Raw genomic sequence first — 22,395 nt, forward strand, 5'->3', positions numbered from 1 at the left:
ACGCTCCTGTCAGTCGCCGAGCCGCTTGACCAGCGCCCGGTACTCGTCCCACAGCTGGCTCGGCGTGTGCTCGCCGAACAGCTCCAGGTGGGCCGGGACGAGCGCGGCCTCCTGCTTCCAGATCTCCTTGTCGACCGTGAACAGCAGCTCCCGGTCCGCGTCGGGGATCTCCAGCCCGTCCAGGTCGAAGCCGTCGACCTCGGGCAGCACGCCGATCGGCGTCTCGACGCCGGCCGCGGTGCCCTCCAGGCGCTCGACGATCCACTTCAGGACGCGGCTGTTCTCGCCGTAGCCGGGCCACACGAACTGGCCGTCGGCGTTCTTCCGGAACCAGTTGACGTAGTAGATCTTCGGCAGCTTCGCCGGGTCGGCGTCCGCGCCGATCTTCAGCCAGTGCGCGAAGTAGTCGCCCATGTTGTAGCCGCAGAACGGCAGCATCGCGAACGGGTCGCGGCGCAGTTCGCCGACGGTGCCCTCGGCGGCGGCGGTCTTCTCGGAGGCGATGTTGGCGCCGAGGAAGACGCCGTGCTGCCAGTCGAAGGACTCGGTGACCAGCGGGACGGCGGTGGCCCGGCGGCCGCCGAACAGGATCGCCGAGATCGGCACGCCGGCCGGGTCCTCCCACTCCGCGGCGATGGTCGGGCACTGCGCGGCGGGGACGGCGAAGCGCGCGTTGGGGTGGGCGGCGGGGGTGCCGGACGCGGGCGTCCAGTCGTTGCCGCGCCAGTCGGTGAGGTGCGCGGGCGGCTCCTCGGTGAGGCCCTCCCACCACACGTCGCCGTCGTCGGTCAGCGCGACGTTGGTGAAGACGGTGTTGCCCCACAGGGTCTTGATCGCGTTGGCGTTGGTGTCCTCGCCGGTGCCGGGGGCGACGCCGAAGAAGCCGGCCTCCGGGTTGATCGCGCGGAGCCGGCCGTCGGCGCCGAACCGCATCCAGGCGATGTCGTCGCCGATGGTCTCGACCTTCCAGCCCGGGATGGTCGGCTGGAGCATGGCCAGGTTGGTCTTGCCGCAGGCGGAGGGGAACGCGGCGGCCACGTACTTCACCTCGCCGGAGGGCGGGGTGAGCTTGAGGATCAGCATGTGCTCGGCCAGCCAGCCCTCGTCCCGGGCCATGGTGGAGGCGATCCGCAGCGCGTAGCACTTCTTGCCGAGCAGGGCGTTGCCGCCGTAGCCGGAGCCGTAGGACCAGATCTCCCTGGTCTCCGGGAAGTGCGAGATGTACTTGGTGCTGTTGCACGGCCACGGCACGTCGTCCTGGCCCTCGGCGAGCGGGGCGCCGACCGTGTGCACGGCCTTGACGAACTCGCCGTCCTCGCCCAGCTGGTCGAGCACGGCCTGCCCCATCCGGGTCATCACGCGCATCGAGACGGCGACGTACGCGGAGTCGGTGATCTCGACGCCGTACGCGGCCAGCGGGGAGCCGACCGGGCCCATCGAGAACGGCACCACGTACATGGTGCGGCCGCGCATCGCGCCGCGGAACAGGCCGTCCTCGCCCTGGAAGACGGCGCGCATCTCGGCGGGGGCCTTCCAGTGGTTGGTCGGGCCGGCGTCCTGCTCGCGCTCGGAGCAGATGAAGGTGCGGTCCTCGACGCGGGCGACGTCGGACGGGTCGGAGGCCGCGTAGTAGGAGTTCGGTCGCTTGTTCTCGTCGAGCTTGGTGAAGGTGCCCTGGGCGACGAGCTGCTCGGCGAGGCGGTGGTACTCCTCCTCCGAGCCGTCGCACCAGACGACGCGGTCCGGCTGGGTGAGGTCGGCAATCTCGTTGACCCAGTCCACCAGGCGCTGGTGGCGGGTGGGCGCGGACTCGGCGAGCGCAGAGATCTGAGGCGGCACGATCGCTCCGTTTCACACCATCTCGGCCAGGAGACGGCTTCGCAAGGGTTGAGGGTGGTTACACGGTAGCCCTGGATCGACACCACTTCTTCGTCAATTCGGCGTCATTGACGAGATCTTTACTACACGGTGTCTGATTCAAGGGCTCCGCGATGTCACTCGCATGCCCGGGAGAGACCTTGATCACTCCGACCCAATGCGCCAGAACGTACAAAAGTGAGAGTCGCCACTTCACTACGAGCGGGTAACCTACGGTTCCGTAAGATGCTGTCCATGACCGCGGAAGCGCTGGAGCTCGTGAAGCCCAAGTGGCGCGGCTGGCTGCATGCCGGGATGTTCCCGGCCGCCCTGGCCGCCGGAATCGTGTTGATCTGCCTGGCCGACTCGACCGCGGCGCGGATCGCCTGCGTCGTCTACTCGGTGAGCGCCTGGATGCTGTTCGGGGTGAGCGCGGTCTACCACCGCTTCACCTGGGGCCCGCGCGGCGAGGCGGTGCTGCGCCGACTCGACCACGCCAACATCTTCCTGATCATCGCCGGGACGTACACCCCGTTCACCATGCTGCTGCTGGAGGGCGCGCGGCAGCAGGTGCTGCTGTGGCTGGTGTGGGGCGGCGCGCTGGCCGGGATCGCCTTCCGGGTGTTCTGGGTCGGCGCCCCGCGCTGGCTCTACACCCCGTGCTACGTCGCCCTCGGCTGGGCGGCGGTGTTCTTCCTGCCCGACTTCCTGCACAAGGGCGGCCCGACCGTCCTGACGCTGATCATCGTCGGCGGCGCGCTCTACACGATCGGCGGGGTCGTCTACGGCCTCAAGCGCCCGGACCCGTCACCGCGCTGGTTCGGCTTCCACGAGGTGTTCCACGCCCTCACCCTGGGCGCGTTCATCGTGCAGTACGTGGGGGTCTCGATGGTGGCGTACAACGCCACCTCCTGAGGACCCCCGGTCAGTGGCGGACCGGCTGGACCTTGGCCTCCAGCCGCTCCCGGGCCCGACGGCAGCGCTCGCAGTGCGCCGCGTCGGGCCCTTCGCCCGTCCTCCGCCGGTGGGCCCGCCCCCGGAACCGGTACCCGACCCAGGCCATCACGGCCAGCACCTCGACCGCGGAGACCCCCCACACCAGGCGGGCTCCGCCGATCAGGTACCCGGCTATGACGGCCAGCGCGGCCAGCACACCGACCACGCCGCTCCAGAACCGCGCCGCACCGTACTCCATCGGCGAACCTCCCGCCAGCCGACAGGTCTTCTGACACGTCGTCAGAGAACTCCCCACCTACGGTGACATGTTCGGCACTCACCGAGGGCGAACGGGGGATCAACAACACGGCAACAACAGAGGGGGGAATCCCGTAGGGAGCTCTCCGGTTCGGGCCCGGTCCGGCTCCGGCGCGGGCTCGGGTTCGGGCTCCGGCGGACGGGGGCCGGGCGCTCCGGGCGGTCAGTCCGCGAGCAGCACCAGCTTGCCCGCCACCCGGCCGCCGTCGCCCACCTCGTGCGCCTTCGCGGCCTCGGCCAGCGGGAAGGTGCCGGCGATCTCGGCCCGCAGCAGGCCGCGCTCGGCGAGGTCGGCGACCGCGGTCATGCCCGCGTGGTCGGCCTCCACCAGCAGCATCGCGGTCCGCACCCCGAGCCGGTCCGCCTCCTCGGCCAGGCCCTCGACCGGGACGGGCAGGATCGACACCAGCAGACCGCCCCGGCGCAGCGTGCGCAGCGAACGCGTCTGGTACTCGCCGCCGATGGTGTCCAGCACCACGTCCACGTCGCGCACCGCCTCGGCGAAGTCCACCGCCCGGTAGTCGACCGGCTCGTCCACCCCGATCCGGCGCAGGAAGTCGTGCTTGCCCGCGCTGGCGGTGCCGATCACGTACGCGCCGCGGGCCTTGGCGATCTGCACCGCCAGGTGCCCGACCCCGCCGGCCGCGGCGTGCACCAGCACCCGGTCACCGGCCTCGACCCGCGCGGTGTCCACCAGTGCCTGCCAGGCCGTCAGCGCGGCCAGCGGCAGCGCGCCCGCCTGCACCACGTCCACCGAGTCGGGGCGGCGGACGAACGCCCGGGCCGGGCCGACCGCGTACTCGGCGTGCGAGCCGACCCCGTGCGGGTAGGGCAGCATGCCGAACACCTCGTCGCCCGGCGCGAACAGGGTGACGCCGAGGCCGACCGCCTCCACCGTGCCCGCCGCGTCCCAGCCGAGCACGAACGGGGGTTCGCCGAGGAAGAGGCCGGAGGCCCGGTGCTTCCAGTCGGTCGGGTTCAGGCCCGCGGCCCGCACCCGGACCAGCACCTGGCTCGGGCCCGGCACCGGGCGGGGGCGCTCCACCACCCGCAGCACCTCGGGGCCGCCGAGGACGTCCTGGCTGACCGCGCGCATCGTGTTCGCGGGGTTCGTGGTGTTCGTGGTGTCTGTCGTCATGCCCCCCAGCCTGACGGCGACGGCCGGTCCGCCGGGAGTGGCAAGATGGTCACCGTCCGATGGGATCCTGCCAGGAGGTCCGCCATGGCCACCGCCCCGCCGTCCACCGCGCCGGCCGCTCCGTCGTGCGTCCTGCCGTCCACCGCGCCGGCCGCTCCGTCGTGCGTCCTGCCGTCCGCCGCGCCGGCCGAGCCGCACCGGGTCGCCGTGCTCGCCCTGGACGGGGTCTACCCGTTCGAACTGGGCATCCCCAAGCGGGTGTTCGGCAGCGTCGGCGGCCTCTACCGGCTGTCCACCTGCACCGTCGACGGGCGTCCCGTCCGCGCCGACGCCGACTTCACCGTCACGCCCGACCACGGGCCGGAGGTCCTCGCCACCGCCGACACCGTGGTGATCCCGCCGTTCGCGCCCGTCCCCACCACCCCCGACCTCGACCCGGCCGTCGCCGCCGCGCTCGCCCTGGTCCGGCCCGACGCCCGGCTGATCTCCATCTGCACCGGCGCCTTCGTGCTCGCCGCCGCCGGGCTCCTCGACGACCGCCCCGCCACCACCCACTGGGCCCTGGCCGACCACTTCCGCAGCCTCTTCCCGCGCGTCCGGCTCGACCCCGGCGTGCTGTTCGTCGACGACGGGCGGATCCTCACCTCGGCGGGCGCGGCGGCCGGCGTCGACCTCTTCCTGCACGTCCTGCGCGGCGACCACGGCACCGCCGCCGCCAACCACGCCGCCCGCGTCTGCGTCGTCCCGCCCTGGCGCGACGGCGGCCAGGCCCAGTACATCGAGCAGCCCGTCCCCACCGTCGGCAGCACCGGCACCGCGCCCACCCGCGAGTGGGCCCTCGCCCGGCTCCACCAGCCGCTCACCCTCGCCCGGCTCGCCGCCCACGCGACCATGAGCACCCGCACCTTCGCCCGCCGCTTCCACGAGGAGACGGGCCAGAGCCCCGGCCGCTGGCTCACCCAGCAGCGCGTCGCCCTGGCCCGCCAGCTGCTCGAAGCCACCGACCTCAGCATCGACCAGATCGCCACCCGCGTCGGCTTCGCCAACCCCGTCTCCCTGCGCCAGCACCTCCACACCGCGATCGGCGTCTCCCCGCTCGCCTACCGCCGCACCTTCGCCGGCAGTTCCTGAAACGCAGGGGTCCGAGCTGCGCGAAGGCCCCTGCCGGGGCCCGGGGAACGGCGGGTCCGAGCTGCCGGCGGCCGGAGCCCATCGGAGGTCCGTGCCGCTGCGGCCGAGACAGGAGCCAGGAGCCCGGGACCGCCGCGCGTCCGTCCCCCGGACCTGCGGCAACCTCGGGCTCCCGCTCCCCCGCGCTAGTACGTGACGCGGGCCCTGCGCCGCCGCAGCCCGAACGCCGCACCCGCCAGCGCCGTCAGCCCCAACCCGGCGCCCGCGGCGACGAGCGCCGGTGCGCTCCCGCCCGGGGCCGCCGTCTCGAAGCCGCCCGCCTTGCCGGAGGCGTCGTACCCGGAGCCGGGCAGCTTGTCCCCGTAGCGCTGGTGGACGAGCCGCTGGTAGGCGGCGACGGTGGTGCCGTGCTCGCCGACCGAGCGGCGGGCGTCCTCGTCGAGCGGGAGGACGCGGCCGTCCTTGAGCTCGTACCAGGCGTCGATCTGGGGTTCGCGGAAGGCGGTGCCGCCGTCCGCCGCGGCCTCGGCCGCGTGGTCGGTCTCGTCGCCGCCGGAGGCGATGTTGACCACCCGCCAGCCGCCGTCCTGCTCGGCGGCCCAGACCGAGGCGCGCTGTCCGTCCGCGGCGACGGCCGTCGTCGCGGTGAACCCGGCCTCGGCGACCGGCGTCCCGGCCCGACCGGAGACGAAGGCGGCGGAGAGGGTGTAGACCGGCACCGTCTCGCCGGTCAGGCGCGGTGCGGCCGCGCTCGCCGCCCTGGCCTCGTCGGCGGCGCCGGTCCCGAGCCGCTGGATGGGCGGCACGCCCTTGCGGGCGAAGAAGTGCCCCAGCCGGTCGATCACGGCGGGCGCCTGGACCGCGCTGCGGGCGGCGGCGAGGTCGCCGGGGCCGAGCGCGGCGGGGGTGTCCGCGGCGTGGGCCGCCGGGGCGAGGGCGACGGTGAGGGCGACGGCCGCGAGGGCGGTCGCGGCGCGGGTGGCGCGGACGCGGTGGCTGCTCATGGTGTGGCTCCTCACGCGCCGATCCGGTACAGGGAGTGGGTCCAGGAGAAGGACCCGTTGCTCACGTAGTAGTCGTAGTCGCCCCAGTTGTAGCGGTAGTTGGAGGGCCACGGGTCGCCCCAGTACACCCAGTCGCTGTTGGCGTCGTAGCCGTACAGGACGTTCATGTGGCCGCCGCCGGAGCTCCACTGGATGCGCGTCTCGACCGGCCGGCCGGCGTCGATCTCGGTCTGCACGGTGGAGTAGCGCAGGTAGCCGTTGACGTACGAGCCGGTGCTGATGCCGATCCGGTACAGCGCGTTCTGCACCTCGGCCAGGCTGGCCTGGCTGTTGGGGCAGGAGGAGTTGACGGAGCGGCCGAACGCCAGGTTGCAGAACTGGTTCTGGCTGTAGGCGTAGCCGTAGTAGGTGGCGATGGTGTTGCCGCCGGCCGCCCAGCACCAGTTGCTCTGCTGCTGGGCCTGCATGGTGAGGTTCAGGATCCGCGAGGTGCCGGCCAGTGCGGGGGCCTGGGCGGCGGCGGGGACGGCGGCCGTGACCGTGGGGGCGGTGGCCGCTCGGGCGGGGGTGGTGGCGGCCGCGCTCAGGGCCGGGGCGAGGACGCCCAGGGTGAGTGCGGCGACCGTCCGGCGCAGCCGGATCGGGAGGCGTGGCATGGGGGTTGTCCTCCTGGCAGGGGCGAGGAGTGGATGTGTGGGGGGCGGCGTCCGGACGGCGCGGGAAGAGCATCCGGCCGGGCCGGTGCGCCGGTCAACGGCCTCGCCCGGCAGGGGGGCCGGGGTGTGAACGGGGCGGCCGGCGGTGTGAACGCGACGGCCCTGGGCAGCGCGGATATCGTCCGGGCCGATGACAAGGCGGCCCGGAGGTGTGAATATTCACGGTCGATCGAGGAGGTGGCCATGCAGCAGCCGTCCGCACCGCCCGACCTGGCCCTGGCCCTGCGCACCGGGCCGTTCCACCTCGCCCTGCGGGCCGCGATCGCCGCCCGCGGCCTCGCCCTGCACCGGCTGCGCGAGCGGCTGGCGCAGCGCGGCGTGCGGGTCGGGGTGACCAGCCTCAGCTACTGGCAGCAGGGGCTGCGGCGGCCGGAGCGACCCGAATCCCTGCGCGCCGTCGCGGTGTTGGAGGAGGTGCTGGAGCTGCCCGAGCACTCGCTGACCCGGCTGCTCGGCCCCCGCCGCCACGCCCCCGACCCCGCCCCGGCCGGCCCGGCGGTCCGCCCGTACCGGGACTTGATCAGCCCGGCCGAGGCCGTCGACGGGCTGCTCGCCGTGCTGTCCGGGCCGCCCGACACCGGGCTGCACACCATCACCCACATCGAGCGGATCCGGGTCGGCGCGGACCGGCGGCTGCTGCGCCGCGACTCCCAGCACGTGCTGCGCGCGCACCGCGACGGAGTCGACCGCTACCTGGCCATCTACCAGGGCGATCCGGGCTGCGACATCGAGCGCGTCCGGGTCCGGGCCGAGGAGAACTGCCGGCCCGGCCGGATCCGCCGCGACGGCGCGGCGAACCTGCTGGTCGCCGAGCTGCTGCTGGACCGCCGGCTGCGCACCGGCGACACCCACCTGCTCGGCTACGGCTTCGACGAGGCCCCGTCGTCCGGACCCAGCCACGAGTACGTCCGCGGTTTCAACGCGGGCGCCGGCCAGTACGTCCTGCAGGTCACCTTCGCGCCGACCGCGCTGCCCGTCCGCTGCGACCGCTTCACCCAGCGCACGCCGGGCCACTCCCCGCTGGAGATCGAGGAGTTGACCCTGGACGGGCACCACTGCGCGCACCTGGTGGCGGCCGACCTGCCGCCCTGCCTGCTCGGCCTGCGCTGGGACTGGGAGTGAACTCCGGCCCTTCCCGCGCTAGTTCGTGATCCGCCCGCCCGCGACGTCGATGGTCAGGCCGGTGAGCCAGCCCGCGCCGTCGGAGGCCAGGAACAGCGCGGCGTCCGCCACGTCCTGCGGGGTGCCGAGCCGGGCCAGCGGGTGGGTCGCGGCGACCTTCGCCCGCACCTCGGCGGGCATCCGGGCCTCCACCCGCTCGGTCAGGATCGCGGACGGAGCGAGGCAGTTGACCCGGATGCCGCGCGGGCCGATCCCGCGCGAGCCGCCGGTGATCACGGCCGTACGGCCGGCCAGCTCCGGGTAGTTCCCGGTCATGACGATCAACTCCCCTGGTTGTGAGTGCTGTTGGAGCGCCGACGGGAGACCGGCAGCAGCGCGGCGGCGAACAGCAGCCACACCAGCCCGCCGAACCTGACCACCGGCAGCAGGTACATGAAGCCGTCCGCCACCAGGGCGAGCAGCGCGAGCATCCCGGCGGCGGCCACCACCAGACCCGACCACGTCACCGCCCGCGGCAGCTGCCCCGTCAGCAGCGCGGACACCGAGACCCCGGCGGCCAGCAGGCCGAACCCGGCCGCGAACGCGGGGCCGCCGGCCAGGAAGGAGACGTCCGCCAGCGCCCGGCCCAGCGCGGGCGGCGCGTCCGCCGACAGGCGGCCGCCCGCCCACGCCCCGGCCGCGGACAGCACCAGCGCGGCCGCCGCCAGCACTCCGCCCACCAGCGTGATCGCCGAGCCCGGCGCGGTGATCCCGAGCGCCCGCAGCCGCCGGTAGAGCACCGCCGCGCACAGCGCCAGCGGCACCGACGCGGCCAGCAGCAGCAGCGCGCCCAGCCGGGCGTCGCCCCCGTGCTCCTGCGCGTACCGCACCACTTCGGCACCGGTGGCGTCCGGGCGCGGGGTGGCCCGGTTCACCACCGTGTACGCGACCGTCAGCGCGGCGGTGGAGATCGCGGGCGCGAGCAGCGGCGGCCCGCTCTGCGGTCGCCCGGCGCGAGCGGCGGCCGGCGGCGGGGCGGCCGCCGGGGGACTGGTCGGGGGCGGGGTGGTCGGGGGCGGGGTGGTGGCACGCATGGTTCCTCCCGGAATCGATGTACTCACGATAATGATTACATCGTGGAACGATTGTCAAACGGGTACGATGTCCCCATGAGCACGGATCCCGAGAAGCCCTGGCACGGCGACGGCACCCCGGGCGGCACCCCGGGCGGCACCCCGGGCGGCCCGCCGTCCGGCCCCCCCGGCGGCGGCGCGGCCTTCCTGCTGGCCCAGCTCGGCGCCCACGCCGCCGAGCGCTTCGCCCGGCGCATCGCCGATCTCGACCTCACCCCCGCCCAGGCCGGTCTGCTCCGGCTGCTGGTCCAGACCCCCGGCCGCAGCCAGCGCGAGCTCTCCGACGCCCTGGGCATGCCGCCGAGCCGCTTCGTCCCCTTCGCGGACGGCCTGGAGCAGCGCGGCCTGATCGAACGCCGCCGCAACCCGGAGGACCGCCGCCTCTACGCGCTGCACCTCACCGACCGGGGCCTGTCCCTCCTCGCCCGCCTCCGCGAGACCGCCCTCGCCCACGAGCAGGACGTCACCCGCTCCCTCACCCCCGAGGAGCACGCGCACCTCACCGCCCTGCTCTCCCGCGTCGCCGCCCAGCAGGGCCTCACCCCCGGCGTCCACCCGGGCTACCGCAGGACGTGAGAAGGCCCCCGGGAGAGCTGGTGCTCCCCCGGGGCCCGGACGCGCGCGGCGGGGCGGCGGGGCGCGCCGCCCCCAGGGGCCCGCGCCCTACTGGAAGACGACGTGCAGCGCGTCCCCGACCGGGACGTAGCCGATGCGCTGGTAGATCGCGTTGCTGACGGGGTTGGTGAGATCGGTGTAGAGCAGCACCTCGGCCGCACCGCCGGCCGTCGCGTGGGCGGAGGCCGCCGCCGTCAGGGCGCTCGCGTAGCCGCGGCCGCGCCGCTCCGGCGGGGTGTAGACGGGGCCGATCCGGGACATCCCGGCGACGGCCGGGCTCGCCCCGGCGAGGGAGGTGACCCGGGCGCCGTCGTCCTCCCAGACCAGCAGGGTGCCGGCGGCGATCCGCTGGTCGGCGTCGGCCAGCAGGTCTCCGGGGACGTTCACCCCCGCCTCGGCGGCGAACGCGGCGAGCCACCGGGCGATCAGCTCCCGCTCCGCGGGAACGGCGAGCCGGGCCCGCCCGGCCGGCGGGGCCGGCGGCGGCGTCAACTCCCCCAGCCGGTAGAGCCGTTCCTTGGAGGCGACGGTCCAGCCACGGCCGGTGAGCCGCTCCAGCTCCCGGGCGAAGACGAGCACGCTCTCCTGCCCGCCACCGACGTCGTCCGGCCGCTGCGGCCCTTCGGCGAGCAGCCGGGCGAGCTCCTCGGCGGCGGCCCCGGTCATCCGGCCCAGGCGCTGACCGTACGGCGGGGTGCGCAGGGTGGCGCCGGTGACGGTGCCGTCCGGCTCCCGCCACCAGCCGTAGCGCGGCGGGGCCTCGCCGTAGACCTGCGGGCCGTCCCGGTCGACGCGGTCGACGATGGTGAGCAGCACGGTGTTCTCGGCGGCGTGGGCCGCGAGGAAATCGCCCGCGGCGGCCCGGAATTCGTCCAGTGACGTGGTGAGTGTCCAGCCCATGCCGCATCCTCTCCCGGCCCCGCCGCCGGCGGCCACCGGTTATCCGGCCGGCCCGCCCCGGGGCTCAGCCGCGCAGCCGCTCCTCCAGTTCGGCGACCTCGGCCGTCGGACGCTCGCAGACGAAGTGCCGGCACACGTACGCGGCGGGCCGGCCGTCCAGCAGCGGGCGGTCGGCGAGCAGCGGCACCTCGGTGTCGCCGGGCTCCCCGACGGCGACCACCGCGCCGGGCGCGGTGGAGCGCAGCGCGGCCAGGTGCAGCGCGGCCCGGGCCGGGTCGTCGGCGGGGCCGACCACGGCGACCTCGCGGGGGCCGTCGAGCAGCGCCTCGGCGACCGCCAGGCCCCAGCCGGTGAACCGGGGGGCGCGGGCACCGAGGGTGGCGACGATGCCCAACGCCCGTTCGGCGGCGGTGCGGTGGCGCGCCGAGCCGGTGTACGCGGCGTACGCGAGCAGCGCTCCGGCGGCGGCGTTCCAGCCGGACGGGGCGGCGTTGTCGGTGGGGTCCTGCGGGCGGCGGATCAGCTGTTCGGCGTCGTCGGCGGTGTCGTACAGCGCGCCGGACGCCTCGTCGGTGAAGTGCAGCAGCACCAGGTCGAGGAGTTCCCCGGCCAGTTGCAGCCAGGACGTCTCGCCGGTGACGGCGTACAGCGCGAGGAAGCCCTCGGCGGTGTCCGCGTAGTCCTCCAGCACGCCCGCGTTGGCACCGGCCTTGCCGTCCCGGGAGGTGCGCAGCAGCCGCCCGTCCGTCGTCAGGTGGACGGTGATCAGCAGGTCGGCGGCCCGCTCGGCGGCCTCGACCAGGTCGGGGCGCTCCAGCAGCGCGCCGGCCTCGGCGAGCGCGGCGATCGCCAGGCCGTTCCAGGCGGCCACCACCTTGTCGTCCCGCGCGGGGGCCGGACGCCGGGACCGGGCCTCGAACAGCTTCGCCCGGATCTCCTCGTACTTCCCCGCGTCCTGCGGGTCCCCGGGCAGCTGCAGCACCGAACTGCCGTGCTCGAACGTCCCGGTGACGTCGAACAGCTCCACCGCGAGGGCGGCGTCCGCCTCGCCCAGCACCTCCGCCAGCTGCCCGGGCGTCCACGCGTAGTACGCGCCCTCGGCGGTCCTCCCGCTCGCGGCGTCCAGCGAGTCGGCGTCCAGTGCGGAGGCGAACCCGCCCTCGGGGGTGCGCAGTTCGCGCAGCAGGAAGTCGGCGGTCTCCAGCGCGACGCGGCGCGCCCGCTGCTCGCCGGTGGCCCGCCACAGGTGCAGGTACACCCGCAGCAGCAGCGCGTTGTCGTACAGCATCTTCTCGAAGTGCGGCACCGTCCAGGTCGCGTCCACCGCGTACCGGGCGAAGCCGCCCCCCAGCTGGTCGTAGATCCCGCCGCGCGCCATCGCCTCGCAGGTGCGCTCCGCCATCTGCAGCGCCGCCTCGGAGCCGGTCCGCGCGTGGTGCCGCAGCAGGAACTCCAGCACCATCGACGGCGGGAACTTCGGCGCCCCGCCGAACCCGCCCCGCCGCTCGTCGAACGACCGCGTCAGCTCCACGACCGCCGCGTGCAGTTCACCCTCCTCCGGGGCCTTCCCCACCCCGCTGCCCACCGCGTACACCGAGGCCCGCTCCGCCAAGTCCCGGCTGATCCGCCCGGCCACCTCGCCGACCTCGTCCCGCCGCTCCGTCCAGGCCTTGTCCACGCCCTCCAGCACCTGCCGGAACGAGGGCATCCCGTGCCGCGGCTCCGGCGGGAAGTACGTCCCGAAGTAGAACGGCTCCTTCCCCGGCGTCAGGAACACCGTCATCGGCCACCCGCCGTGCCCGGTGGCCGCCTGCACCGCCTCCATGTACACCGCGTCGACGTCCGGCCGCTCCTCCCGGTCGACCTTCACCGCCACGAACCGCTCGTTCAGGAACCCCGCCGTCGCCTCGTCCTCGAACGACTCGTGCGCCATCACGTGGCACCAGTGGCACGCGGCGTACCCCACGCTCAGCAACACCGGCACCCCGCGCCGCTCGGCCTCCGCGAACGCCTCCGGCCCCCACTCCCACCAGTCCCGGCGCCACCATTCGGTGGCTTTGAAGCAACCCATGAGCCAATGGGCTTCAGCCTCGTTGAGGATGACGTTCCCGATGAACGGTACGGGACTGAAGTGGAGCATCCGTTCCTGGATGTTCACAGGCTCCCAGTCGAGATCGTGGTGGAGCAGTACAGCGAACTGCTCCCCGCGCTTCTGCCAAAAGACCATGGGCTCACCGCAGTCATTCACGAACGGCTTCACGATGTCGTCCGGCGCGAACTCTACGTCCGCCATGTCTGCCCATCGGCCCGCACCTTCCCGTTCCCAGCGGAGATAGTTCCGCATCCGCCGTACGAAAGCCTCGATGGTGGCGTCGTCCAGGAGAGACTCCCACGGGACGACTACGGACTTCAGCGTCTTCCGCAGTGATTCGGCGCGGCGGAGCTGGCGGGTCGCGTTGGCCCAGAAGAGACCACCTCGGTCGGGATCATGGACTACACAGAGCACCGGGAGAGTGCCATCGCGCCAGTTGCTCCCGTGATCACCGACCGGGACGCGGTGTCCCCTCCGGGTACGCACCGAGATGCCGCCCTTGACCTGCACGGCCAGGGAGTCTGCGGTCCGCTGTCCGTCCTGGACGAAGGTGACGTGCAGGTCCTCCCCGTGATCGTTGGAGCCGTCGATCTCCTGCACGATGCAACCGTGCCGCTCCAGTAACGAACGCACCTCGTTCACAGCCATGCGCCCAATACGCCGGCTCTCAAGAACCTTCGGCATCTCGCCCTCTCCCGATCTGATCGCTCAAAGCTGGATCAGAGCACCGACATGCCGGTCGACTTCGGGCACTACGTCGGCGTACCGAAAGCAGATGGCGCACTGCGCCGCGGTGCCCGGCGATCAGCGCCTCAACGAGCGGTCCGCCAGAATCAGGCGGCGTCTGTCTCAGGCCGGGGCAGCTCGTCCAGGTCGAGGGTGTAGGTGCGCCCGTCGGCCAGTTCGATGGGCAGCTTGCCCGAGCCGTACTTGTGCGTGTGGGCCGCGATGTAGCCGGAGCCGGTGGGCTGGGTGTGGACGACGACCTCGGCCGCGTACGGGTCCACCACCACGTAGACCGGGATGCCGTAGCGACCGTACTTCGCAGTGCAGTCGTCGTAGTCCTTGCGCGCGGAGGAGACCGACACCACCTCGGCGATCAGCAGCACGTCCTCGAAGCCGTAGCGCTTGCCCTGCCGCTGCGCGTCCTCGCGCAGGATGGCGAAGTCCGGGGCCGAGTTCTCGTCGGCGGGGAAGTCGATGTACACGTCGGAGGCGGTCTTCGCATGCCGGCCGAGCGAGAGCGAGTCGATCTGCATCGACTTGATGGTGCTGGAGTGCTCGAAGCTCTGCGGAGTCATGACCACCTTCCCCTCGGTACCGAAGAAGACCACGTACCCGGCGGGGAACTCGGTGTTCATGACCGCGTCGACGCTCATCAACGGCTCCTTCCTGTCGCCTCTCAGGATATGAGGCCATGGTCTCGTACTGGTCCACTACGAGAGCGCCGGCCGAGCATGGGCAGCGGAGGTGCGCTGATCTTCGGCCCAAGCGCCCCTACCCCGACTGGCCGCTCATCGTACGTGCTCGTGCGGCCACCCTCTGGTAAACCCCCAGGTCAGGACTGCCTGGTCGTGTTAAGTCATTGGCACCAGTGGCACGCGGCGTACCCCACGCTCAGCAACACCGGCACCCCGCGCCGCTCGGCCTCCGCGAACGCCTCCGGCCCCCACTCCCACCAGTCCCGGGCGTCGGCCTCGGGCCGGGGCGGCTCGCCCGGGTCGGGGGTGCGGGTACGCCCCGCGGGAAGCCCGATGGGCGGCTTGCCCGAGCCGTACTCGTGCGTGCGGGCCGCGAGGTAGCCGGGTGCGGTGGACCGGGCGTGGACAACGGACCCGCACGGGGTCCACCGGCACGTGGCCCGCTCAGTCGTCCTTCGGGTCCGGCTGCTCGATGAAGTCGATCTTCTTGAAGCGGGCGTTCATCGACTTCAGCAGGAACCAGGTGGCGACGCCGAGTGCGGCGAAGACCACGAAGCCGAGGAGGCCGGGGGTGACCTTGGTTTCGTCGAGGGCCAGGGCGGTGGCGAGCTGGACGGGGTTCACGGGGGTGCTCATTCCTCCATGGTGACCCGGCCTTAGGGCGGCCGGGTCACCGGGGGTGGTGCGGGGCGGTGCGAAGCGGGACGAAGGGGTTACTTCCGCAGGCCCGCGAAGAGGTCGGTCTCCGGCAGGTCGGTGTCGACCAGGGACTTGGCGAGCTCGTAGTCCTCGGTGGGCCAGACCTCGCGCTGGATGTCGAGCGGGACGCGGAACCAGGGCCCGTCCGGGTCGATCTGGGTGGCGTGCGCGATCAGCGCCTTGTCCCGGATCTCGAAGAAGTCGGCGCACTCGACCCGGGTGGTGATCTCCCGCTCGGCCCGGCCGGACTTCTCCCAGCCCTCGATCCACTCGCCGTACGGGGACTCGTGCCCGTTCTCGCTGAGGTAGGCGTGCAGGGCCCGGATCCGGCCCATCGGGAAGCCGTGGTTGTAGTAGAGCTTGGACGGCTGCCAGGGCTCGCCGGCCTCCGGGTAGGCGTCCGGGTCCCCGGCCGCCTCGAAGGCCGCCATGGTGATCTTGTGGGTCATGATGTGGTCGGGGTGCGGGTAGCCGCCGTTCTCGTCGTACGTGGTGATCACGTGCGGGCGGAACTCCCGGATCAGCTTGACCAGCGTGCCGGCCGCGACCTCGACCTCTTCGAGGGCGAAGCAGCCCTCGGGCAGCGGGGGCAGCGGGTCGCCCTCGGGGAGGCCCGAGTCGACGTAGCCGAGCCACGCCTGCTGGACGCCGAGGATCTCCCGGGCGGCGTCCATCTCCTTGCGGCGGACCTCGTGGATGTTCTCCTCGACCCACGGGTCGCCCTGGAGCTTCGGGTTGAGGATCGACCCGCGCTCCCCTCCGGTGCACGTGGCGACCAGGACCTCCACCCCCTGGGACACGTACATGGCCATGGTGGCGGCGCCCTTGCTGGACTCGTCGTCCGGGTGCGCGTGCACCGCCATCAAACGCAACTGCTCGCTCAACGCCTGATCCCCTTCAGGTACAGGTATGTCCGGGTTCGTCGGGCCGGCTCCCCCGCCGCCTCTGGCGCGGACGTGACCCTCCTATAGTGACGGACTGGAGGGCCCGTCCATTCCCACCGAAGGACGAACGCCCCTCCGCGAAAGGACCGAGCCCCGCCATGGACCACAGCCCTACGCCCGAAACGCGCACCGCACCGCCGGCCGCGACGTCGGCCGCCGCGCCGGTCGCCCCGCCGGCGGGCCGCTACAGCCGGGCCGACGACCGGGCGGCGGACCGCCGGCTGCGGGTGGCCGCGGCGGTGTGCGGGGTGCTGTTCCTCGGGCTGATCGCCTGGCTGGGCGGCTCGTACCTGCTGCGGGAGACGAAGCTGAACGGTACGGTGCCCACCTTCCAGACGGTGTCGGACACCGAGGTGCAGCTGCAGCTGTCGGTGCGCAAGAGCGAGGGCACCTCCGGGGTGTGCACCGTCCGCTCGCAGGGGACGGACGGCTCGGTGGTCGGCCAGTCGGACTTCCAGGTCCCGGCGGCGGGCAGCAGCTACGACGAGGTGGTCACGCTGCGGACCACCGCCCGCGGCACCACCGCGGAGCTGCTCGGCTGCACCCCCGACAAGGGGTGACGCGCTCCTCCGCCGCCTCGCTCACCCTTTCGGAGGGCGTCCCCGCACGGGGACGGCGCGGGCCGCTCGCGGCCCTCCCGTCCGCGCCCGGAACTTGTTAGGCTCGTGGTTTCGCCCCTTCCGCGCCGACCGGCTCGGGAGCGGGCGTTGATTTGCATCTGCCCAGGAAATCGACCCACCGCCACCGGCCCACCCCCGGGGGGCGGCGCCAGCACCGACGAGGAGCACCCTGTGACCCAGACCAACGATGACGTGACCTGGCTCACTCAGGACCACTACAACAAGCTCAAGGCCGAGCTTGACCACCTGACCGGGCCCTGGCGCATCGAGATCGCCCAGAAGATCGAGGCCGCGCGCGAGGAGGGCGACCTCAAGGAGAACGCCGGCTACCACGCGGCCAAGGACGAGCAGGGCAAGACCGAGGCGCGGATCCGCCAGCTGACCCAGCTGCTGGAGCGGGCGAAGGTCGGCGAGGCCCCGGCCGACTCCGGCGTGGTGGCCCCGGGCATGCTGGTGAAGGTCGCCTTCGACGGCGACGAGGACGACACCATGGAGTTCCTGCTGGCCTCCCGCGAGGTCACCGACGGTGACATCGACGTGTACTCCCCGCAGTCGCCGCTGGGCCGGGCCATCATCGGCAAGTCGGTGGGCCAGAACGCCCAGTACGAGCTGCCGAACGGCAAGAAGGCCGGCGTGAAGATCGTCGACGCCAAGCCGTTCTCCGGCTGACCGTCCCGCACGGACCGCACGGACCGCACGCACGACGACGGCCGCTCCCCCGGGTGGGGGGAGCGGCCGTCGCGCGTCCGGGGCGGGCGGGGCCTCAGCCGGCCGCGCGGCGGTACTTGCGCACCGCCAGCCAGGAGAAGAGCGCCATGATGACCAGCGACCAGACCACCGACACCAGCGCGGCGTGCTGCATCGGCCAGGCGTCCGGCACCGGGCCGAGCTGGTTGCCGAACAGGCTGCGGCAGGCCTGCACGGTGGCGGAGAACGGGTTCCAGTAGGCGACCGGCTGCAGCCAGCCGGGCATCGAGCTGACCGGCACGAAGGCGTTGGAGACGAAGGTCAGCGGGAACAGCCAGATCAGCCCGGCCGAGGTGGCCGCCTCGGGGCTGCGCACCGACAGGCCGATCAGCGCGCCGATCCAGGAGAAGGCGTAGCCGAGCAGCAGCAGCAGGCCGAAGGCGGCCAGCATGTCCAGCACGCCGTTGTGGATCCGCCAGCCGACCAGCAGCGCGACCAGCGCCAGCACGACCAGGATGAACGCGGTCTGCACCAGGTCGGCCAGGGTGCGCCCGGTGAGCACCGCGGCCCGGGACATCGGCAGCGAGCGGAACCGGTCGACCAGGCCCTTGGTCATGTCCTCCGCGATGCCGGCCGAGGCGCCGGCCACCGCGAAGGTGACGGTCTGGGCGAAGATGCCGGCCATCAGGTACTCGATGTACGTCTGGTGGCTGGGCGGGGCGCCGGGGATGGCGATCGCGCCGCCCATGACGTACGAGAACAGCAGCACGAACATGACCGGCTGCATCAGCCCGAAGACCACGATCTCGGGGATGCGGGTCATCCGGCGCAGGTTCCGCTTGGCCACCACCCAGGAGTCGTGGGCGGTGGCGGCGACGCCGCGGCGCGGGGTCACGGGGGCGCCGCCGATGGCGCCCCGGGTGTCGGAGAGTGTCATCTCAGGCGTCCTTCCCCTGGCCGCGACGGCCCTTCCCGGCGGCGACCGGGCCGCCCTCCTCGTCCTCGCCCGCCCCGCCCTCGGTGACGTGACCGGTGAGGGAGAGGAAGACGTCGTCCAGGGTCGGGCGGCGCAGGCCGATGTCGTCGATCTCGATGGAGCGGGCGTCCAGTTCGCGGATGGCGTCGGCCAGGACGCGGGCGCCGCCGCTGACCGGGACGGTGATCCGGCGGGTGTTCTTCTCCACCGTCGGGTCGCCCTTGGCGTACGGGGTGAGCGCGGCGACCGCCTCGGGGACGAGGTCGGCGGCGCGGACGACCACCTCGATGCGCTCGCCGCCGATCTCGCGCTTGAGCTCGTCGGCGGTGCCGCGGGCGATCACCTTGCCGTGGTCGACGACCGCGATGTCGTGGGCGAGGCGGTCGGCCTCCTCCAGGTACTGGGTGGTGAGCAGCAGGGTGGTGCCCTGTTCGACCAGGGTCTCGATGACCTCCCACAGGGCGAGCCGGTTGCGCGGGTCGAGGCCGGTGGTGGGCTCGTCGAGGAACATCACCGGGGGCCGGACCACCAGGGCGGCGGCCAGGTCGAGGCGGCGGCGCATGCCCCCGGAGTAGGTCTTGGCGGTGCGGTCCGCGGCCTCGGCGAGGTTGAACCACTCCAGCAGCTCCAGGGCCCGCTTCTTCGCGTCCCGGGCGCTCATCTGGTAGAGCTCGCCGACCATCTGGAGGTTCTCCCGGCCGGTGAGGTACTCGTCGACGGCGGCGTACTGGCCGGACAGGCCGATCAGGCTGCGCACCTTGTTGGGGTGCTTGAGGACGTCGACCCCGGCCACGGTGGCCCGGCCGGAGTCCGGTTGGAGCAGGGTGGTCAGCACCCGGACGGTGGTGGTCTTGCCGGCGCCGTTGGGGCCGAGCAGGCCGAGCACGGTGCCCTCCGGCACGTCCAGGCTCACGCCGTCCAGGGCGCGGACGTCACCGAAGGTCTTGACCAGGTTCTCGGCTTCGATGGCTGCCGCCATGGGCCTGCCTCATCTCCTGATGCGAGTCGATTGTGGGGAAATCATCCGGTTTGTTACCCGAGCCCGCCTGCGCGGAAGCTCGCGATACATCGCAAGATGCTGTCACTCGCGATATATCGCGTCAAGCGCCGCAGGTGAGGCGGGTCACAGCCTGGCAGCCGCCACTGACAACCCCCGCCGCGTCAGCGGCTGACCACGTACCCGGCCTCGCGCAGCTCGCCGATCACCACCGTGCAGTGCTCGGGGCCCTTGGTCTCCAGGTGCAGGTCCACCTCGACCTCGGTCAGGCCCAGCTGCGGGTCGATCCGCACGTGCGCGACGTCCAGCACGTTGGCGTCCACCCTGGTCAGCACGGACAGCAGGTCGGCCAGCGCGCCCGGCCGGTCGAACAGCCGCACCCGCAGCGACAGGTAGCGGCCCGCCGCGGCCAGGCCGTGCCGCAGCACCCGCTGCATCAGCTGCGGGTCGATGTTGCCGCCGGAGAGCACCGCCACCACCGGCCCCTCGAACCGGCCGGGCTCGGCCAGCAGCGCGGCGATCGGCGCCGCCCCGGCGGGCTCGACCACCAGCTTCAGCCGCTCCAGGCCGACCAGCAGCGAACGGGAGAGCTCGTCCTCGGAGACGGTCAGCACCCCGTCCGCGAGCGTGTTCACCACCTCGAACGGGATGTCGCCGGGGCGGCCGACCATGATGCCGTCCGCCATGGTGGCGTACTTCTCCAGCGAGACCGGGCGCCCCGCCGCCAGCGACAGCGGGTACGCGGCGGCCGCGGCCGCCTGCACGCCGATCACCCTGACGTCCGGGCGCAGCGCCTTGACCGCGATCGCCACGCCCGCCAGCAGCCCGCCGCCGCCGGTGCCCACCAGCACGGTGCGCACCTCGGGGCACTGCTCCAGCACCTCCAGGCCGACGGTGGCCTGGCCGGTGATCACGTCCCAGTGGTCGAAGGGGTGGATGAACACCGCGCCGGTCGCCTCGGCGTACTCGCGGGCGGCCTGCAGCGCCTGGTCGACGTTGGCGCCGTGCAGCCGGACCTCGGCGCCGTACTCGCGGGTGGCGGCGACCTTCGGCAGCGGCGCGGCGAGCGGCATGAAGACGGTGGAGCGCACGCCCAGCAGCGCGGCGGCCAGCGCGACGCCCTGCGCGTGGTTGCCGGCGCTGGCGGCGACCACCCCGGCGGCCCGCTCGACCGGGGACAGCCCGGCGATCCGCACGTACGCGCCGCGCAGCTTGAACGAGCCGGTGCGCTGCAGGTTCTCGCACTTGAGGTGGACGGGCGTGCCGGCCACCCCGGAGAGGTGGCGGCTGGTCTGCATGGGGGTGACCCGGGCCACCCCGGCCAGCATCTTCTGCGCGCCCAGGACGTCGTCCACCGTGATCGGCCAACTGTGCATGGGGGCAGCCTAGGACGCGCACTGTTCCGGTGTTCGCCCGGCGCGCGTACGCTGCTGGTCACGAGTCGCCCGCACCCCCCGTGAGCCGCGATGAGCCTGCCTGCGCCCGATTCCCCCACCGACCCCGACGGCCTCGATCCGGACCGTCAACTCCCCTACCAGGTCGCGGTGTTCGCGCGGCGCATCAGTGCCGCCGGCGAGCTCGACCGGGCCGCGTTCCTGCTGCTGGAGCAGCTCTCCGCCACCGGCCCGGCCAATGTGAAGACGCTGGCGGCGGAGCTCGGGGTGGACTCCTCGACGGTGACCCGGCAGGCCGCGCCGCTGCTGCGGGAGCGGCTGGTGGCGCGGCTGCCGTACCCGGCGGACCGGCGGGCGGTGCGCCTGGCGCTGACGCCGCTGGGGGCCGGACGGTTGGACCAGGTGCGGCAGCGGCGGCGGGAGTTGATCGCCGAGCTGACCGCGGGCTGGACGGCCCGGGAGCGGGCGGTGTTCTGCGCGCTGCTGGCCCGGTTCAACGACGGTCTGCTGGACCGCCGTTGAACCGGGCGCCGGGGCGGCGTCAGCCGAGGGCCTGCTCCAGGTCGGCCAGCAGGTCGGCGGCGGACTCGATGCCCACCGAGATGCGCACCAGGTCGGCGGGCACCTCCAGCGGGGAGCCGGCCGCGGAGGCGTGGGTCATCCGCCCGGGGTGCTCGATCAGCGACTCGACGCCGCCCAACGACTCGCCCAGGGTGAAGAGTTCGGCCCGGTTGCAGACCTCGACGGCGGCCTGCTCGCCGCCCGCGACCCGGAAGGACACCATGCCGCCGAACGCCTTCATCTGCTTGGCCGCGACGTCGTGCCCGGGGTGGGTGGGCAGGCCCGGGTAGAGCACCTGGGTCACCTTCGGGTGGCCCGCGAGCAGTTCGGCGACCTTCTCGGCGTTCTCCGAGTGCCGGTCCATCCGGACGCCGAGCGTCTTGATGCCGCGCAGCACCAGCCAGGCGTCGAACGGCCCGGCGACCGCGCCCATCGCGTTCTGGTGGTAGGCGACCTCCTCGGCCAGGCCCGCGTCGGCCACCACCAGGGCGCCGCCGACCACGTCGGAGTGCCCGCCCATGTACTTGGTGGTGGAGTGCACCACGACGTCCGCGCCGAAGGAGATCGGCTGCTGGAGGTAGGAGCTGGCGAAGGTGTTGTCGACCACCAGCCGCGCACCGGCGGCGTGCGCGATCTCGCCGACCGCGGCGAGGTCGGTGATGCCGAGCAGCGGGTTGGAGGGGGTCTCCACCCACACCGCGCGGGTGGTCGGGCGGATCGCCTCGCGGACCTTCTCGGGGTGGTGGGTGTCGGCGACGGAGAACTCGACGCCCCAGCGGGTCAGCACCTTGGCGAACAGCCGGAAGGTGCCGCCGTACGCGTCGTTCGGGATGACGATGTGGTCGCCGGGCTTGAGCAGGGTGCGCAGCAGGGTGTCCTCGGCGGCCAGCCCGGAGGCGAAGGCGAGGCCGCGCGCGCCGCCCTCGATCGCGGCCAGGCACTCCTCCAGCGCGGTGCGGGTCGGGTTGGCGGAGCGGCTGTACTCGTAGCCCTCGCGCAGCCCGCCGACGCCGTCCTGCTTGTAGGTGGACACCTGGTAGATCGGCGTCACGACTGCCCCGGTCCGGGGGTCCGCTTCCTGGCCCGCGTGGATGGCGAGGGTCTCGAAGCCGTGGGAAAGCTGGTGCTGGGTCATGCCACCGAGCCTAGTGGCGC

Annotated in this window: 24 protein-coding genes and 2 pseudogenes; 8 read left to right on the plus strand and 18 right to left on the minus strand. The window is 73.2% G+C overall.

All coding sequences use genetic code 11. The annotated features are described in order from the left end of the window. Positions 1-9 precede the first annotated feature (9 nt). On the minus strand, positions 10-1,839 hold the full coding sequence (locus OO48_RS19705; RefSeq protein ID WP_209439515.1) for a phosphoenolpyruvate carboxykinase (GTP): 1,830 nt from the start codon (positions 1,837-1,839) through the stop codon (positions 10-12). A gap of 264 nt (positions 1,840-2,103) precedes the next feature. On the opposite strand from OO48_RS19705, the gene trhA reads away from it, so the two are divergent. Further along, complete coding sequence (trhA, locus tag OO48_RS19710; RefSeq protein WP_033218058.1) at positions 2,104-2,772, plus strand: PAQR family membrane homeostasis protein TrhA; 669 nt, start codon at positions 2,104-2,106, stop codon at positions 2,770-2,772. 10 nt (positions 2,773-2,782) lie between these two features. On the opposite strand, the gene OO48_RS19715 is transcribed toward trhA, so the two are convergent. After that, positions 2,783-3,052: a hypothetical protein gene (locus OO48_RS19715; RefSeq protein WP_033218060.1), complete on the minus strand. Its 270-nt coding sequence runs from the start codon at positions 3,050-3,052 to the stop codon at positions 2,783-2,785. A gap of 222 nt (positions 3,053-3,274) precedes the next feature. Beyond that, positions 3,275-4,249, minus strand: a complete 975-nt coding sequence (locus tag OO48_RS19720) for an NADP-dependent oxidoreductase (protein ID WP_051732328.1) — start codon at positions 4,247-4,249, stop codon at positions 3,275-3,277. Between the two features lie 84 nt (positions 4,250-4,333). Here OO48_RS19720 and OO48_RS19725 point away from each other — a divergent pair, with 84 nt between their 5' ends. Further along, positions 4,334-5,380, plus strand: coding sequence for a GlxA family transcriptional regulator (locus OO48_RS19725; protein ID WP_081952236.1), 1,047 nt, complete (start codon positions 4,334-4,336; stop codon positions 5,378-5,380). 185 nt (positions 5,381-5,565) lie between these two features. On the opposite strand, the gene OO48_RS19730 is transcribed toward OO48_RS19725, so the two are convergent. Both OO48_RS19730 and OO48_RS19735 read right to left on the minus strand, forming a co-directional pair. Then, positions 5,566-6,384, minus strand: coding sequence for a hypothetical protein (locus tag OO48_RS19730; RefSeq protein ID WP_033218064.1), 819 nt, complete (start codon positions 6,382-6,384; stop codon positions 5,566-5,568). 11 nt (positions 6,385-6,395) lie between these two features. After that, positions 6,396-7,040 (minus strand): papain-like cysteine protease family protein, encoded by a 645-nt coding sequence (locus OO48_RS19735; protein WP_051732329.1) that lies wholly within the window; start codon positions 7,038-7,040, stop codon positions 6,396-6,398. Positions 7,041-7,283: 243 nt separating this feature from the next. On the opposite strand from OO48_RS19735, the gene OO48_RS19740 reads away from it, so the two are divergent. Then, a complete protein-coding gene (locus OO48_RS19740; RefSeq protein WP_106970363.1) occupies positions 7,284-8,222 on the plus strand; it encodes a hypothetical protein in 939 nt (312 codons plus the stop codon). A gap of 18 nt (positions 8,223-8,240) precedes the next feature. Here OO48_RS19740 and OO48_RS19745 read toward each other — a convergent pair whose 3' ends face one another. Next, a complete protein-coding gene (locus OO48_RS19745; protein ID WP_051732330.1) occupies positions 8,241-8,537 on the minus strand; it encodes an SDR family oxidoreductase in 297 nt (98 codons plus the stop codon). A gap of 5 nt (positions 8,538-8,542) precedes the next feature. After that, entirely contained in the window at positions 8,543-9,295 is a 753-nt protein-coding gene (locus OO48_RS19750; RefSeq protein ID WP_081952237.1) for a DUF4386 domain-containing protein, read from the minus strand. Between the two features lie 75 nt (positions 9,296-9,370). On the opposite strand from OO48_RS19750, the gene OO48_RS19755 reads away from it, so the two are divergent. Then, the gene (locus OO48_RS19755; protein ID WP_033218068.1) at positions 9,371-9,910 is read left to right on the plus strand and encodes a MarR family winged helix-turn-helix transcriptional regulator; all 540 of its coding nucleotides are present in this window, start codon (positions 9,371-9,373) and stop codon (positions 9,908-9,910) included. A gap of 87 nt (positions 9,911-9,997) precedes the next feature. On the opposite strand, the gene OO48_RS19760 is transcribed toward OO48_RS19755, so the two are convergent. Continuing rightward, a complete protein-coding gene (locus OO48_RS19760; RefSeq protein WP_033218069.1) occupies positions 9,998-10,849 on the minus strand; it encodes a GNAT family N-acetyltransferase in 852 nt (283 codons plus the stop codon). Between the two features lie 64 nt (positions 10,850-10,913). Beyond that, the gene (locus OO48_RS19765) at positions 10,914-12,920 is read right to left on the minus strand and encodes a thioredoxin domain-containing protein (RefSeq protein WP_051732331.1); all 2,007 of its coding nucleotides are present in this window, start codon (positions 12,918-12,920) and stop codon (positions 10,914-10,916) included. A 6-nt stretch (positions 12,921-12,926) separates the two neighbouring features. Between OO48_RS19765 and OO48_RS39955 the strand changes: the two genes are divergently transcribed. Then, positions 12,927-13,277, plus strand: coding sequence for a hypothetical protein (locus OO48_RS39955; RefSeq protein ID WP_033218071.1), 351 nt, complete (start codon positions 12,927-12,929; stop codon positions 13,275-13,277). Here the strand turns inward: OO48_RS39955 and OO48_RS41200 are convergent. From OO48_RS41200 to mca, 5 genes and pseudogenes are all read right to left on the minus strand, one after another. Further along, positions 13,263-13,625 (minus strand): annotated as a pseudogene (locus OO48_RS41200) (DUF4365 domain-containing protein); the annotation flags it as partial. The gene OO48_RS39955 and the pseudogene OO48_RS41200 sit on opposite strands and share 15 nt — an antisense overlap. A gap of 149 nt (positions 13,626-13,774) precedes the next feature. Continuing rightward, positions 13,775-14,320 carry a Uma2 family endonuclease gene (locus OO48_RS19780; protein ID WP_033218074.1) on the minus strand — a complete coding sequence of 182 codons (546 nt, stop codon included), beginning with the start codon at positions 14,318-14,320 and terminating at the stop codon, positions 13,775-13,777. A 209-nt stretch (positions 14,321-14,529) separates the two neighbouring features. Continuing rightward, positions 14,530-14,625: pseudogene (locus tag OO48_RS41205) on the minus strand (DUF255 domain-containing protein); the annotation flags it as partial. A 181-nt stretch (positions 14,626-14,806) separates the two neighbouring features. Beyond that, positions 14,807-14,998, minus strand: coding sequence for a hypothetical protein (locus OO48_RS19785; RefSeq protein WP_033218076.1), 192 nt, complete (start codon positions 14,996-14,998; stop codon positions 14,807-14,809). Between the two features lie 77 nt (positions 14,999-15,075). Beyond that, the gene (gene mca, locus OO48_RS19790) at positions 15,076-15,945 is read right to left on the minus strand and encodes a mycothiol conjugate amidase Mca (RefSeq protein WP_033218077.1); all 870 of its coding nucleotides are present in this window, start codon (positions 15,943-15,945) and stop codon (positions 15,076-15,078) included. A 158-nt stretch (positions 15,946-16,103) separates the two neighbouring features. Here mca and OO48_RS19795 point away from each other — a divergent pair, with 158 nt between their 5' ends. Then, a complete protein-coding gene (locus OO48_RS19795; protein ID WP_051732332.1) occupies positions 16,104-16,565 on the plus strand; it encodes a DUF4307 domain-containing protein in 462 nt (153 codons plus the stop codon). A 231-nt stretch (positions 16,566-16,796) separates the two neighbouring features. Then, complete coding sequence (gene greA, locus OO48_RS19800; RefSeq protein WP_033218079.1) at positions 16,797-17,294, plus strand: transcription elongation factor GreA; 498 nt, start codon at positions 16,797-16,799, stop codon at positions 17,292-17,294. A 94-nt stretch (positions 17,295-17,388) separates the two neighbouring features. Here the strand turns inward: greA and OO48_RS19805 are convergent, their stop codons facing one another. From OO48_RS19805 to ilvA, 3 genes are all read right to left on the minus strand, one after another. Continuing rightward, entirely contained in the window at positions 17,389-18,249 is an 861-nt protein-coding gene (locus tag OO48_RS19805; protein WP_033218081.1) for an ABC transporter permease, read from the minus strand. 1 nt (position 18,250) lies between these two features. After that, positions 18,251-19,267 (minus strand): daunorubicin resistance protein DrrA family ABC transporter ATP-binding protein, encoded by a 1,017-nt coding sequence (locus OO48_RS19810; protein WP_033218082.1) that lies wholly within the window; start codon positions 19,265-19,267, stop codon positions 18,251-18,253. A 182-nt stretch (positions 19,268-19,449) separates the two neighbouring features. After that, positions 19,450-20,661, minus strand: coding sequence for a threonine ammonia-lyase (gene ilvA / locus OO48_RS19815; protein WP_033218085.1), 1,212 nt, complete (start codon positions 20,659-20,661; stop codon positions 19,450-19,452). 90 nt (positions 20,662-20,751) lie between these two features. Here ilvA and OO48_RS19820 point away from each other — a divergent pair, with 90 nt between their 5' ends. Next, positions 20,752-21,201: a MarR family winged helix-turn-helix transcriptional regulator gene (locus OO48_RS19820; RefSeq protein ID WP_033218087.1), complete on the plus strand. Its 450-nt coding sequence runs from the start codon at positions 20,752-20,754 to the stop codon at positions 21,199-21,201. A gap of 19 nt (positions 21,202-21,220) precedes the next feature. Here the strand turns inward: OO48_RS19820 and OO48_RS19825 are convergent, their stop codons facing one another. Continuing rightward, positions 21,221-22,375 (minus strand): cystathionine gamma-synthase, encoded by a 1,155-nt coding sequence (locus OO48_RS19825; protein WP_033218089.1) that lies wholly within the window; start codon positions 22,373-22,375, stop codon positions 21,221-21,223. Between the last annotated feature and the right edge of the window lie 20 nt (positions 22,376-22,395).

The organism is Kitasatospora phosalacinea, assembly GCF_000716545.1.
Classification (GTDB): domain Bacteria; phylum Actinomycetota; class Actinomycetes; order Streptomycetales; family Streptomycetaceae; genus Kitasatospora; species Kitasatospora phosalacinea.